A 14,246-nucleotide genomic window follows, 5' to 3' on the forward strand; every position below is an offset into this window, starting at 1 on the left:
GTATTAAAAACACTGGTTTTACAAATAATTTGATGAGTAAAGCATAGCCTAATTACCTATTCTCATATTTTTTAACCTTGCAAGCGTTCCTGCATCTGGCTGATTTTGGCTTCTCGTTCGAAGGAGAAAACTTTTTCTTCACGGTTTAAGTAATCAAAAACCTCTAAGGCCTGCCGGTATTTGATATGTGATTTCTGGAAATTATGCATTTCATAATGGATGTCTCCCTCTTCCTTGAGCAGTTCGGCAAGCACATTCAGCTCATCAAACTCAAAGGACTTTTCAGATAATAAAGTCTCAAGAAAAAGATCATCTCCATATTGTTGAATGTCCAGATTCAATAACTTTTGATAAGTATCTTTTGTGAACTGTAAAGCACTTTCAGGCTCACCCTCCCCTCTCAATTGATTGATTTTCTTCATAGCCTGGTCTAACTGCTGTAGGAGTTTGAGTAGATAATCTTTCTTAAACATATGCTAATATCTGTTAGTCAATTCTTTAAAAGCAAAAATATATACTGAGTTGTATATAATTAACATTTTAAAATTTAAGTTTTCTACTTTAGCTATAGAAGTAAATTAAAAAGTACATGTTCGTGTTAAAGCATAAGGATTTTATAATTTAAAGGCTTTAATTTCTATTATGATTAAACTAAGTCCTTTCTTACTCATCGTATGCGTTTTATGCTCCTGTGGCTCCTCAAGTACGGATCAGGAAAGTACCATAACTGTGAAAAAAGATGTAGAGGATACTTTACTAACAAGTGAAAAAGTGGTAGAGGCCATTTCTCTTCTCGGAGATACACTTTACCGTTTGGATTTACCTCAAGAACGCAAAGCTCAGTATGACTCTGCCCTGCGTGTGGCATTACAAAACTACAATGACGCCCCCCGGAACCTGGAAAATATTATCTGGTTAGGCCGTAGGCAGGCTTATCTGGGAAGATATCAGGAAGCGATTGATACCTATACGAATGGCCTTACACTATTTCCTGATTCACCTGAATTATACAGGCATCGTGGGCACCGCTATATATCTACGCGTCAGTTTGATAAAGCAATAGCTGACTTGGAAAAAAGTGCCCAACTGGTCAAATCTACTCCTCTCACAGACGAAGCTAACGGTATTCCTCTTCCTTTGCCTGAAGATGATCAGCCTACAACGCTACAATTTAATATATACTATCATTTGGGACTTGCCTATTATCTCGAAGGAGAATATGGAAAGGCAGCTCAAACCTATGAAAAATGCCTTGAATTTTGTCAAACTGATGATGAAATCACTGCTACAGCTGATTGGTTATATATGGCATACCGCCGGCTGGGTGAAGATGAAGTAGCCGAGGAGACGCTTGCCATGATAAGAGAAGATATGGATATACGTGAAAATGAGGGTTACTTTGAACGATTACTAATGTACAAAGGATTGGTATCCCCTGATTCTCTTTTAGAAATTGGCCCAAATGTACCTTTAGCCGACCGCGATCTTGCATTGGCTACACAAGGTTATGGTGTTGGCAATTTTTACCTTTATAACGGAGAGCAACAACTTGCTAAGCAAATCCTTGAAGATATAATTGAAGGGCGCCACTGGGCTGCCTTTGGCTACATCGCTGCGGAAGCCGACCTTGCCCGAATGCAGGAATAGACAGCCATTGCTGATCATAAAAACCCTTGGGCTGAGTTTTCTTGCATTTTGATGATCACTTACATATTACAGTTATTTTCTTTTTTGCTCACTATTTAACTTTTCTAAGCTTTAAATTGGAAATAAAAAAGCTTTGACACGTTTAATAGCATTATTTTTAGTCGGATGGGTCTGTAGTTTTACAATCGGTCACGCACAAAAAGGAAAATATAGAACGAGTAGCAATCTGTTCAGTTCCACGCAAGGATTCATTGGAATATATTCAGGCGTAAATTTCAGTTCACCGCTGATTTCCCAATCTTATTCAGATTATACCCTGACTGATAAAGAGGTTAACATACTAAATGACAATAAGCAGTACGAAAGCCTTACTAAAAATACGGGAAGCCTGTTCGGATTATCCGCTGCTTTTTCGTTCAGTAAGTATTTGACATTAGCTATTTCTCCTGCTTATAACACTTATAAGTATAAATATCAAAGTCAGTTTAGTTGGCAGGATGAAGAAAATTTCAATAACTCTCTGGAACACACCTATCATCATGAACAGATTTTATATTATCTCTCTTTGCCGCTCGCAATACGATTCAGTCCTTTGGGAAGAAGATTCAGACCCTATCTTCAGGCAGGAGGATACTACAATCTCTTGTTAAATGCTCAGAAGCATGTAATTACAGAAGGAATAGATCTGGCTTCAGGAGGTCAAGTTAACTTTAAAGAGGCTCCTCAAACAACTGACATTAGCGACTTATATATTAAATCAAATGCTGGCATATTGGCCGGAGCAGGAGCAAGTTATTATCTGGGTACTATCATTTTTTACCTGGATGGTCAGTATCGTTACGGTCTTCATAATGTAGTTAGTGCCAAACAGAGGTTTAGCGGTAGTCGCAATATTTATGGCTTTGGCAATGTGCAGGACAATCTTAGCCTCAAGAATATTGAGGTTTCAATGGGCTGCTACTTCCCTTTGAAATTCCTGACCAAAGATTTTAAACCCGTAATTCTTTAAACAATGAAATTTGACGAGATATATAGCAGTTTTTGCCTATCTGTACTAATCCTAACATTGACTTCTGCCTGTGATATTAGTGAAAATGTGATAGAGCCTGGCGTTAGTTTTACCAAAATATATAATAATACCAGTTTTACAGCAAGCTATGACCCTCTGGATGTTGCAACTCTTAGTGACAGTTCTTATTTAGTTTTGGCAGCTACAGATGCATGGAATGCATACTTGCTCAAAGCTAATATAGACGGAGAATTTGCTTGGGATTTAAAGTTACCTGAGCCTTACGTAAACCCCTTGCCCCAACTGTTCATACAAAATGACAATGTGTATTTTGTTTGCATGGATGAGCTTCAACTGGGCACTTATATTTTGCAGATCGCCCCTTCAGGAGATACTCCTGAAGTTGTTTATCAGAATAGTGATATTACTTACCCTTTGGCAGCGCAAATGACCGCTGAAGGTGGATGGTTGATACAGGGATATAATCGTGAAGCCAGAAAAACTACCCTAACAAAGATTACTAATGCTTTCTCAGAGGAATGGCAACAAGAATACGATATCTTGGAGGATGTGGAAGAGAGAATTATTAAACATCTTACCAGAACCGGAAGCAGGCTTCCCTTTTTTAATGGATATGTTCAGGGAAATGGAAACGCTGCTTATTACTATTTTAACGGATTTAATAATTATACCATCTCGCTGACATTTGTAAATCCTACAGATGGGGAGCCTATGGGTGTAATGAATGGATTTAGAGATTTAGGGTTTATCAATGCTGCAAAATCACTTCCGAATGGCAATTTTGCTTTATCAAAAAATAGCTACGGAGATAATTACCTGATTCCTAAATCTGAGATTAACGAAAGGGCCATCACTTCCAGCAGTGACTTGGAAGCAAACCATTTTCCTGAAATAGATGCCAGGGCAGCAGTAGTGATCAAGACTATTAAGATTCAGGGGCAGGAAATCGTCTTTTATGCTACCCATTCTAAGAGTAAGCGTATCATGATTTATGCCTATGATGCTGCGGATGGTTCTCTTTTAGGCGTAGAGTATTTGGGTCAAACTTCTCCCTACGAAATAGGTAATATTTCTGCTACCTCGGATGGAGGTATGATTATATTAGGCAAAACCTATGTAGCCGGTCGTTTCCCTCGTATATGTCTATTTAAATTAACCAAAGAAGAGGTGCTTAGTATTATTAGCTGAAAAAACTAAAACCTGCCCAATTACTTGAGCAGGTTTTGCTTTTCTCCCCTATCCATTAATACCCGCTATTACATCACCATTAATGTTTTTGCGTTTTTAAAACTACCAGCTTGTAATATTAAATGGTATACTCCCTTTGGCAAAGCAGAAACATCTACATACAATTTGTATTCTCCGGGAGCTTTCTTTTCTCTCAATATTTTTTTCACAATTCTACCCTGCTGATTCAGTAATTTAAGCTCTACCAGGCTATGAATGTTGATTCTAAACCTGACCTGTGTAATTGAAGAGGCAGGATTGGGAGTGCAGTGTTCCAGATAATAACGATCTGAAATAAAATTATCCTCAACGCCTAATACAGGATTTCCGATAAGAGATAGTTTTTGATCATTCCATACGAAGTCTTCAAAGCGGGTTTTCTGAATAGCTTCCGGAGAAGCTTCAAACCAGTCTTGTACGATTGCTCCAAATACCTGACGGTAATCATGTTGCATACGGAGGTTATTTCTGTCCAGATCATATAGGTCAGGGTTAGTTCCGGTAATACCGGGTTTGACATGATTTCCAAAGATGAGCATAGGGGCAGATGTACCATGGTCAGTGCCCCAACTTCCGTTGGAGGCTGCCCTTCGTCCGAACTCTGACATGGTTGTGGTAAGTACTCGGTCCTCAAGCCCTAAGCCCTTAAGATCGTTTTGAAAGGCTTTTACAGCTTCTGACAAGTGATAAAGTCGGGCTGCATGTACACCCATCGTTGCATCGTAGCTTTCTACCTGAGAAGCATGGGTATCAAATCCACCAATGCGTGCTAAAAATATCTTGGTTTTACAACCTCCACTCAGCAGACGAGCTATCATTTTTAATTGAGGTGCCAGTGAATTATTTAGCGAGTTTTTGGGAGCATTATAAGGATAAGTTTCAGGGTATCGGACTGAAGGACTATTGGTCCCTTTTGCAAAAACTTCCTTCAGCCTACCAGCATATTGGTTGGATTTTTTTTCAATATCCATGATCCATTGCAACTCATGGCCATAGTGTGTGTCTGCCACTGACTCAGGTGGCTCCCCTCCTACACTAGTGATCAGATTATAAAACTGTTCAGGATTACTAACAGATACAGCTGTAGGTATACCATTGGCACGATGAAAGGCCAAAGAGACTGCATTCCCAATTTCTAAACCGAGTGGATCAGGCATATCAGCTGAAGGATAAGCGTCCGGATAGCCGGGATAAATATCATCTAGATACCTTCCCATCCAGCCAGAGCCAATGTATTCATCATAATCACCTCCCATAAACCATATATCCCGGCTTCTGAAATGGGATGCATTCAGGTTTTCATAAGCAACCCCTTGTACAATTCCTACCTTACCCTGATCATACAGTTCTTTGATTCCAAGCATATCCGGATGTATTCCAGCCTGCTTTTCCTCACTTAGCGTACTATCCAAAGTGATATAGCGTCGCTTTCCATGATCTGGAATTGCAATATTTGGCCTCAAATTATAATACTGGCTATATTGGTTGATTGGAATAATTGTATTCAAGCCATCATTACCTCCATGCATTTGAATGATCACCAGTACCCTATCATTGTTTGCGCTTGATGCCAGTCTTTGCATCTCTCCACTTTGAGCCATAACTTTGAACGGCATGCCATTCAACATAAAAGCTGCACCAGATGCTGATAAGTTTTTAAGAAATTTTCTTCTTTTCATAGCTGATCACTTAGGATAATTGGTATTCTGGTGATTGAATGATAGTATGAATAAGGCTTTCTAACTGAACCCTGACCGCTGAATCATCACCAGTACTTTTATATTTTTCCCATTCCTTTTGCCAGTTGATTTCAGATAATTCATCCAGTAGTATAGTCTTGCGGAAATATTGAAAACGCTCTTCAGTGATTTCCTCTGGTAGCAAATAATCTACAAGTTGCCTTACCAATTGCTCAGCATTTTTTGGGTCAGTGATATTAGTAGTATCGTCAACATAAGCCACTATGTCCAACATATAGAGCAGTTGCTCATCATCATTTCGCACTCCTTCTATTAGCATATGTGAAAACTCATACCTTCTGGCCAGATAGTTAGTACTGATCCAGTTTCTATGAAATGCTGGCTCCTGGTGATAAGCAGCATAACCTGCCACTTCATAAGGTTCGTAGAAATCCAGCCCCTGATCACTTAATACCTTGAGTATACCTTTTCCGTAAGCCTCATAGAATATATTCAGATTTGTATTCTGAGAAGGCATGTCTACTTTGAAAAATCGTAAAGCGCCTACCACTAATTCTAAAGGAGATTTAATGATGCCGCCTGTATTATTGTCTTCCTTTTCCTGGTTATCCAGATCGTAAAAATGTTGGCTGGTGAAAAGTTTAGTGAGCACTGGCTTCAGCTCATAATTTGAAGCTACAAGTTCCTGGGCCAGGGGTATGATTACGTTTTGTTCTACCTCTTGGGTGAGTTCATAATATACGAAGAAGCGATACAGCTTCCTGCAAATGTGTATTGCGGTGGCTTCTTTAGCAAAAACCATATCTACCAGCTGATCTAGTTCATCAATTGTAGCTTCAGGAGTAGCTTTTCCACCAATGATTTCATTTGGGGCTATTTGTTGGTTATCAAATGCATGACTAAACTGCTTTACACTGGCATCATGCCGGAAAGCCAGACCTGCTTCATTGGTCTGTACAACTACCTGAGCTAGACCTGTATCAGGATCAAAACTTGAGAATTCTTTATCTTCTTTGTAGCCCGAAAAAATTTTGGAAGCAGCAATAATATCATCTTCAGTATAATGGGTATAGTCATTTGGACCTATCTGAGGGCCTTTTCCGATAGTATAAAGCTCCAGAAATTCTCTGGCAAAATTTTCATTAGGCTTGCCTACTTCATTGAGATAGCCATCCAGAAAACGTAGCATGGCATGATCCAGGCATATTTTTTTCGCAAGAGCCTTAAAATTTCCAAGTGAATACTCTCTAAAGAGTTTAATCTGATAATACAATGCAGGTGCGTAGCGCATTCTTGATTCCATGGTGGTAAAATGCGTATGCATAAAAAAACTCATCTTTTCTACAGCTGACACAGATGCTTTTACCATTTGGTCCAGCCACCAGCATTTTACATGCTGCATAAGTGTTTCGTTATCACTATTGACATCTGTAGGTGCGGGATTTAGCCAAATATTTCCTGTAGCAGGATCTATTGGAGGGGAGTAATCTGTTTCAGGATTCTTAAGCAGTTTTTCAACCGCTTGTTGGGGAGTATACTTGGCAAATGTATCAATCTCTTGTTTACTTGCTCCAAAGGTCAATCTCCGCAACAGATGAGCAGCCTTTTTTCGGCCCAATGTATCTTGATATGAAGTAAGTGAAGCCATAAAAAATCGTTAAAAACACATGCTATGGCTTCAATAATAGTACGAATGAGCAGTGATATACTTAACAAAGAGATAATGATGTTACACAAATAAACATTTTAAGCAGTTAACACAATAATATAACTAATCCTACACTGAAGCTTATTTGATCAATGTTTATAAGGTATTAAATTAAATATTTCTAATAATCATCTTTGTTTATTAAAATTTTCAAACAAAATCTCAATAGAATAAGCAATACCTTACTATTGAGTATATACTTCCTAATGGAAGTAATTATCAATTATCATAAGCTGTTTTACTTTTTGCATTTTCTCCTTACTTAATAGTGGCAATTCGCTGGCATTTACGTTTTTCCAAAGCTTATCCAAAAAGCCTCTTCCCACTTACCTTCTACCTTCCAGGTAACGAATGAAACTTCTGATACCATAAATTCTGTTTTACCAAGTCTTCAATACTCCATATAATTGTAATCACTGAGGTATTACAAAAAACTCTTTTTTTTAGTTATAATGGAAAATTAAATGCTTTCTATGAAACTAACTGTATACCCCCTAATCTTGATGATAGGGTTGGTCATGTTAATGCAAGCTTGCCAGGTAGAAAAGGATGAAAATCAATACAAAAATGAAGACATCAAATTAATATCGGACAGCATTGATTGCGAAAATCTTTATGACACTGCCTATGCCCGATGGATGAGCGATAAAGCTCAGGAAATTGACGAGTTTTTTTCATCAAAGTACGATGTTGGTCTTTTCAACGGCACAATTTTATTCGCTGATGGTGGCAATGTGATCATTAAAAAGGCATACGGTTATGCAGACTTCCGTGAAGAAGACACTTTAAGCATCAATTCAGCATTTCAGCTTGCATCCGTTTCCAAACCTTTAACTGCGCTTGGCGTGATTTGGCTTAAAGAAAAAGGTTTGATTTCATATGACGATACTGTGCAGCATTTCTTCCCTGACTTCCCATATGAAGGTATCACAATTCGTATGCTGCTTACGCACAGGTCTGGATTGCCAAACTATATGTATTTTGCAGATGAACATTGGATTGACAGGAAAGTTCCTATTTCCAATGAGGATGTGTTGTGCCTGATGAAAACTTATGAGCCCAACATTTACTATATCCCCAATTATAGATATAACTATAGCAACACAAACTATAGCCTGCTAGCTTCAATTATTGAGAAAGTTACTGATTTGAGATTTAGTGAGTTTATGAAAGCTTATATTTTTGACCCACTTGGGATGGAAGACAGTTATGTTTACTCAAAAGCTTACAGGCCTGATATTGAACATAGTACCATAGGCTATGACAACAGAAGAGTAGCCGAAGATACTTACCTGAATGGGGTGACTGGCGACAAAGGGATTTATTCAAGTGTAGAAGATCTTTTTAAACTTGATCAGGCGCTATACAAAGAAAGCTTTCTGTCCAAAGAAAGCCTTACAGAAGCTTACCTTGCTGCACACCCTGAGTTATATGCCCACGACAATTACGGACTGGGTTGGAGAATCAACGAACAGCCCGATTGCAGCAAGATCGTATTTCATAGTGGTTGGTGGAAAGGATACCGTACCCACTTTATCAGACTTCTTGATAAACAACAAACCATTATTGTCCTTGCTAATACCAATAGAAGCAGATTCATTAGCACCAGGGACTTACTTGACCTTATGGATGCTTAGACATTTCTTTCCAGGTATTGAATTATTTTACCCGCCACATCAACTCCTGTAGCATTCTCTATCCCTTCAAGACCTGGAGAAGAATTTACTTCTATGATTAATGGACCGCGATTAGATTGTAATATATCTACACCGGCCACACCCAGACCGAGTTTACGGGCTGACTCTATCGCTGCGTGTTCTTCTTCTTGGCTTAGTTCAATTACTTCAGCGGTTCCTCCCCTATGAAGATTTGACCTGAATTCTCCTTCTTTTGCTGTACGCTTCATAGCACCAACTACTTCACCATCCACTACAAAAGCACGAATGTCTGAGCCTTTGGATTCCCCAATGAACTCCTGTACGATAATCCTGGCCTTAAGTCCGTTAAAAGCTTCTATAACAGATTTTGCTGCTTTTTTATTTTCTGCCAGTACCACACCTAATCCCTGTGTACCTTCCAGGAGTTTGATGATCACTGGTGCGCCTCCAACTTCGCTGAGAATTTCATCCGTTTCTTTGGCATAATTGGTAAAAACAGTTTTGGGTAAGCCTAAACCAGCCCGGGAAAGTACCTGAAGGCTACGTAATTTATCTCGGGAACGGATAAGCGCCTGTGACTCAACTGCACTAAAAACTTTCATCATCTCAAACTGTCGAACTACAGCACTTCCATAAAAAGTAACTGAAGCACCAATACGCGGGATTATAGCGTCAATATCATTAAGATAGTGCCCTTTGTAAAAAACAGTAGGCTTCTTTTGCTCAATTATAATATTACATTTAAGATGATCTACTACTTGTATTTCATGGCCTCTCTGCTTGCCAGCTTTGAGAAGGCTCTGTGTAGAATACAAATTTTCATCCCGAGATAATATGGCGATTTTCATAAATTGAATATCTTTTAGAAAAATTATGTCAAATTAATTAGAATTGATTTCATTTCTTTCTTTATGAAAAAGAAAATAAAAAAAGTAATTGGGACTCGTGATAGAATTGATTTACCTGAATTTAATTTATATGAACTTCCCTGTAAAATTGATACAGGAGCTGAATCTTCAGCTATCCACTGCCATAGAGTAAGATTAGTAGAAGTCAATGGAAAAGAAAATATTTCTTTTCGCTTATTAGACCCTTCCCATGAAGCCTATAACAATCATGAATACCAAACGTCTAACTTTAAAGAAAAAAAGATTACCAATTCATTTGGAAAGTCTGAATACAGGTTCTCTATTAAATGTCAGGTAATTTTATTTGGAGAAACTTTTACCACAGATTTTACTTTAGCTGATAGGGTAAGTATGCGTTATCCCATATTGTTAGGTAAAAGGCTTCTTAAAAATCGTTTTTTGGTTGATGTCAGTAAGATTGACTTATCATTTAAACTAAAACAGGAAAATGAATAAAAAATCAGTAGCCGTACTTCTCTTTCCAAAAGGCTTTTAGACGTTTTCTAAGCTCATTTTCTCTCGGGTTTTCTCCAGGATCATACAGTTTAGTGTTTTTTATTTGATCGGGCATAAACTCCTGAGCTACAAAGTTAGCAGGAAAATCATGAGCATACTGATAACCTTTACTATATCCCTCATCTTTCATCAATTGTGACGGAGCATTTCTAATGTGCATAGGAACTTGCAGATCACCTGTATTCTTAACAATTGATTTTGCCTGCTTTATAGCTTTATAACTGGCGTTACTTTTCGGGCTGGACGCCAGGTATGTTACACACTGTGACAAAATAATTTCTGCTTCCGGAAAACCAATCATATTGACTGCCTGAAAGCAATTAGTGGCTAAGACCAATGCGGTTGGATTCGCATTCCCTACATCCTCGGAGGCTAAAATTAACAAACGTCTAGCTATAAATTTGGCATCTTCTCCTCCTTCTATCATGCGAGCCAGGTAGTAAACTGCTGCATTAGGATCACTCCCTCTAATTGACTTGATGAAAGCAGAAACAATATCATAATGCTGTTCACCTTTTTTATCGTATAATGCAACTTTCTGCTGAGAGAGTTTTGTTACCAGATCATTGTTAACAACCACCTTATTTCCTGATTGCCTTATGATGAGTTCCATTAAATTTAGAAGTCGCCTGGCATCTCCTCCTGATAAACGAAATAATGCATCATACTCATCAATTTGAATTTCTTTGTTTAATGCCGGTTCATTCACAACTCGCTCAACCAACTTCAGAAGTTCTTCATTGGAAAGTGGCTGTAAATGATACACCTGACAGCGAGAGAGTAATGCTGCATTTACTTCAAAGGAAGGATTTTCAGTGGTGGCTCCTATTAATGTTATTTGTCCTTTTTCTACTGCACCAAGCAGCGCGTCCTGTTGAGATTTACTAAATCGGTGAATCTCATCTATAAAAAGAATGGTCTGAATCAAGCCTCCGGCCCGGTTTATTACATCTCTGACCTCTTTTACGCCAGCGCTTATGGCACTTAGGAAGAATATTTGTGCTTTAGACTCATGAGCAAGAATCTGAGCTAAAGTAGTTTTGCCCACTCCGGGAGGTCCCCAGAAGATGATGGAAGGAAGACGGCCACTTTCCAACATTTTTTTTAATACTCCTTGTGGTCCTGCAATATGCTGCTGACCTATAACCTCATTTAGTGTTTTGGGCCTTAGTGTTTCTGCAAGGGGCTGAGAAAATATACTCAAGGGTTTATAAATAATTAACGAATAAATAAAAAATAATTAATCAAACATTTAAAAATATGAATAAAAAATAGTACTTTTATTACATATTACAGAAAAATGAAGATATCAAACTTAAGAAGCAAACTCATTGAATATCGTGAAGGTGTTCTAAAGACGAATAGCAGTCCTGAATCAATCGCTATGGGATTTTCCCTTGCTACACTCATTGCTATTTTACCGACCCCGGGATTCGGAATTTTTCTGGCGCTCTTTATCGCACTCTTTTTTAAAAAGATTAACAAAATCGCAATTGTTGCTTCTTTTGCAATATGGAACCCCTTGGTTTTAGCTCCGATCTACTGGTTAAGTTATTTGCTGGGCGATGCACTTTTTCGCCCTGACCCATCAATGCATTTTGACTTAGCGATTTTTAATCACCTTTACCATTACTCGGGTAGGTTTATACTGGGAAATGCTACTTTAGCTATATGCTTTGCCATAACAGGTTATTTACTTATTTACTATCTCATACTGCATTATATGAGAAAGAGAAGTCTGCAACGTGTCGTTAATGCACTACCTCCAAGTAAAGATGCCTCTGCTTAAATTATTCATCTAGTTCCCAGGTATGATCAGCCAACAGTGTCGCCTTACTGATTAACTTTTTGAATGGAGAAGTTTTTCCCCACTCATCCGGTGCAATCATTGAGAGGACATCATTACCATCATCCTTTTCATATAGATAGTAGGTATGGCCAACTAAAGGTTCAAAACTCATCTGCGCCAAATAAATCCTCTCCGATACTTCTACTCTTTGTTTTAGTTCGTTAGCCTGATCAACCAATGTCTGCATCTGATCATACAACTGCTTCATCTGACGATCCGTTTGCTGATGCATAGCAGAAACTGCTCTCCCTTTAATTTTACCTCTGTCCTCAGGTTTGATCAGTGCTCCTCCAACTGTATGAGGAAAAGCTAACGTACCGGGGTTTTCAGTAATTTTCTCCTTTTCCTTTTCAAAATCAATGTGTTCTAAATTTACTTTTTAGCCTTTTTTACTCAATGCTAATAGATTTTATGTATTTAATAAACCTTTTTTCTTATTGTGAGGCCGATATTCTCTCCTTCAAATTTGGTTTAGATCCGGGAAAAGTTGTTCGGGTCGCAATATCATAACTAAAATAAATCATTATCAATAAGAAAATGATCGCAATCAGAAGAAAGATTTTTTTGGATCTTTTCATTTTAATTAACTTCAATCAAAAAACGTCTCAACACAAAAATAGTTCTTATAAATTAGGTGTCAAGCTCAGAAAACATCAGGAAGATTATCCATATTGACATGGATGCTTTTTATGCTTCAGTAGAGCAGAGAGACTTTCCTGGGCTAAGAAACAGACCCATAGCTGTGGGGGGAAGTAGTATGAGAGGAGTGGTAGCCGCTGCCAGCTATGAGGCTCGTAAGTTTGGTGTGCATTCTGCAATGTCCTCTGTACAAGCCAAAAAACTGTGCCCTCAACTTATTTTTGTAAAAGGGAGAATGGATGTTTATAAAGAGGTTTCCAGCCAGGTAAGAGAAATCTTTAATTCATATACTGAGCTTGTAGAACCTTTATCTTTAGATGAAGCCTATCTTGATGTAAGTGTTAATAAGAAAAATATTAACTCTGCGATGAAAATCGCTCTACAGATCAAAAATGAAATAAAAGTTAAAACACAACTCACTGCATCCGCAGGTATTTCTTTTAATAAGTTTCTTGCTAAAACGGCTTCAGGGATGAACAAGCCTGACGGTTTTACAGTCATACTACCTAATGAAGCTGAACGATTTCTGGAAAAGCTACCGATTGAAAAATTCTATGGTATAGGAAAAGTCACTGCCAGAAAAATGCATGAGGCAGGCATTGCAAATGGTTTTGATTTGAAAAACAAAAGTCTCGCTGAATTGGTAAAACGCTTCGGTAAAATTGGGAAATTCTATTATAATATCGTTAGAGCAAAAGATGATCGTTCTGTTAACTCTGAACGGATAAGGAAATCTATCAGTATTGAGCGCACTTTTGCAGAAAACCTGAGAACAAAGGAAGAGTTGCTAGTTTCAGTAGCCGAGCTATCAGAAAAATTATATCTGAGAATGCAAAAAAGCCAGTCTTATGGTCAAACTTTAACACTTAAAATAAAGTACGAAGACTTTAGTATACATACACGAAACTCAACAGCCCCACTTCTATTTCGTTCTTTGGAGCAAATTATTTTGTATGCGCAAAGTTTATTGGTCCATGTAGATTTAGAGCATCATCAGGTGAGGCTATTAGGCATTGGTATTTCTTCATTAGACGGCCAAGAAAAACAAAAAATTGGCAATCAACTCTCATTTGAATTTTAAAAGCCCTCAATAACATTGAAATTACTTTTTTGCACTTAATCTTACTCTTCTCTTCAATAAAGCTGTCCCATTATAATTGGTATTCCTCTTGAAAGTTACACCCTTATCACTATAACAGATTTATAATACACTCAATTTCAGTATTTTATAATATTCAACTTCTTTATTTTTCTTTATCAATCTCTTACAAACCCACAGCCATACATCTTAAATCAAAGGTTCAATTTTTGTATTATTCATATAAACTATTTGAAATAGTAAGTGCATAAAGGGTTTTGAAGAT

Annotated in this window: 13 protein-coding genes; 7 read left to right on the plus strand and 6 right to left on the minus strand. The window is 37.8% G+C overall.

Annotation, left to right across the window (positions count from 1 at the left end):
• Positions 1-71: 71 nt before the first annotated feature.
• Positions 72-473: a hypothetical protein gene (locus OKW21_RS14105; RefSeq protein WP_277480234.1), complete on the minus strand. Its 402-nt coding sequence runs from the start codon at positions 471-473 to the stop codon at positions 72-74.
• Between the two features lie 169 nt (positions 474-642).
• Here OKW21_RS14105 and OKW21_RS14110 point away from each other — a divergent pair, with 169 nt between their 5' ends.
• The 3 genes from OKW21_RS14110 (at position 643) to OKW21_RS14120 (ending at position 3,865) form a co-directional block, all read left to right on the plus strand.
• Positions 643-1,647 carry a tetratricopeptide repeat protein gene (locus OKW21_RS14110; RefSeq protein ID WP_277480235.1) on the plus strand — a complete coding sequence of 335 codons (1,005 nt, stop codon included), beginning with the start codon at positions 643-645 and terminating at the stop codon, positions 1,645-1,647.
• A 133-nt stretch (positions 1,648-1,780) separates the two neighbouring features.
• Positions 1,781-2,656, plus strand: a complete 876-nt coding sequence (locus OKW21_RS14115) for a porin family protein (RefSeq protein WP_277480236.1) — start codon at positions 1,781-1,783, stop codon at positions 2,654-2,656.
• A gap of 3 nt (positions 2,657-2,659) precedes the next feature.
• Positions 2,660-3,865 carry a hypothetical protein gene (locus tag OKW21_RS14120; protein ID WP_277480237.1) on the plus strand — a complete coding sequence of 402 codons (1,206 nt, stop codon included), beginning with the start codon at positions 2,660-2,662 and terminating at the stop codon, positions 3,863-3,865.
• A 68-nt stretch (positions 3,866-3,933) separates the two neighbouring features.
• On the opposite strand, the gene OKW21_RS14125 is transcribed toward OKW21_RS14120, so the two are convergent.
• Positions 3,934-5,583: a DUF1501 domain-containing protein gene (locus OKW21_RS14125; protein ID WP_277480238.1), complete on the minus strand. Its 1,650-nt coding sequence runs from the start codon at positions 5,581-5,583 to the stop codon at positions 3,934-3,936.
• 10 nt (positions 5,584-5,593) lie between these two features.
• Positions 5,594-7,252, minus strand: coding sequence for a DUF1800 domain-containing protein (locus OKW21_RS14130; protein WP_277480239.1), 1,659 nt, complete (start codon positions 7,250-7,252; stop codon positions 5,594-5,596).
• Positions 7,253-7,785: 533 nt separating this feature from the next.
• On the opposite strand from OKW21_RS14130, the gene OKW21_RS14135 reads away from it, so the two are divergent.
• Entirely contained in the window at positions 7,786-8,949 is a 1,164-nt protein-coding gene (locus tag OKW21_RS14135) for a serine hydrolase domain-containing protein (protein WP_277480240.1), read from the plus strand.
• Here the strand turns inward: OKW21_RS14135 and rimK are convergent.
• Complete coding sequence (gene rimK / locus OKW21_RS14140; RefSeq protein ID WP_277480242.1) at positions 8,946-9,818, minus strand: 30S ribosomal protein S6--L-glutamate ligase; 873 nt, start codon at positions 9,816-9,818, stop codon at positions 8,946-8,948. The genes OKW21_RS14135 and rimK overlap by 4 nt on opposite strands.
• Positions 9,819-9,881: 63 nt before the next feature.
• Here rimK and OKW21_RS14145 point away from each other — a divergent pair, with 63 nt between their 5' ends.
• The gene (locus OKW21_RS14145) at positions 9,882-10,334 is read left to right on the plus strand and encodes an ATP-dependent zinc protease family protein (protein WP_277480243.1); all 453 of its coding nucleotides are present in this window, start codon (positions 9,882-9,884) and stop codon (positions 10,332-10,334) included.
• A gap of 4 nt (positions 10,335-10,338) precedes the next feature.
• Here the strand turns inward: OKW21_RS14145 and OKW21_RS14150 are convergent, their stop codons facing one another.
• A complete protein-coding gene (locus tag OKW21_RS14150) occupies positions 10,339-11,592 on the minus strand; it encodes a replication-associated recombination protein A (RefSeq protein WP_277487685.1) in 1,254 nt (417 codons plus the stop codon).
• A 102-nt stretch (positions 11,593-11,694) separates the two neighbouring features.
• On the opposite strand from OKW21_RS14150, the gene OKW21_RS14155 reads away from it, so the two are divergent.
• Complete coding sequence (locus OKW21_RS14155) at positions 11,695-12,183, plus strand: DUF2062 domain-containing protein (protein ID WP_277480245.1); 489 nt, start codon at positions 11,695-11,697, stop codon at positions 12,181-12,183.
• A 1-nt stretch (position 12,184) separates the two neighbouring features.
• Here OKW21_RS14155 and OKW21_RS14160 read toward each other — a convergent pair whose 3' ends face one another.
• The gene (locus OKW21_RS14160; protein ID WP_338130056.1) at positions 12,185-12,475 is read right to left on the minus strand and encodes a DUF2452 domain-containing protein; all 291 of its coding nucleotides are present in this window, start codon (positions 12,473-12,475) and stop codon (positions 12,185-12,187) included.
• Positions 12,476-12,877: 402 nt separating this feature from the next.
• Between OKW21_RS14160 and dinB the strand changes: the two genes are divergently transcribed.
• Positions 12,878-13,963, plus strand: a complete 1,086-nt coding sequence (gene dinB, locus OKW21_RS14165; RefSeq protein WP_277480247.1) for a DNA polymerase IV — start codon at positions 12,878-12,880, stop codon at positions 13,961-13,963.
• The last annotated feature ends 283 nt before the right edge of the window (positions 13,964-14,246 follow it).

This window comes from Catalinimonas alkaloidigena (assembly GCF_029504655.1).
GTDB classification, from domain to species: Bacteria; Bacteroidota; Bacteroidia; order Cytophagales; family Cyclobacteriaceae; genus Catalinimonas; species Catalinimonas alkaloidigena.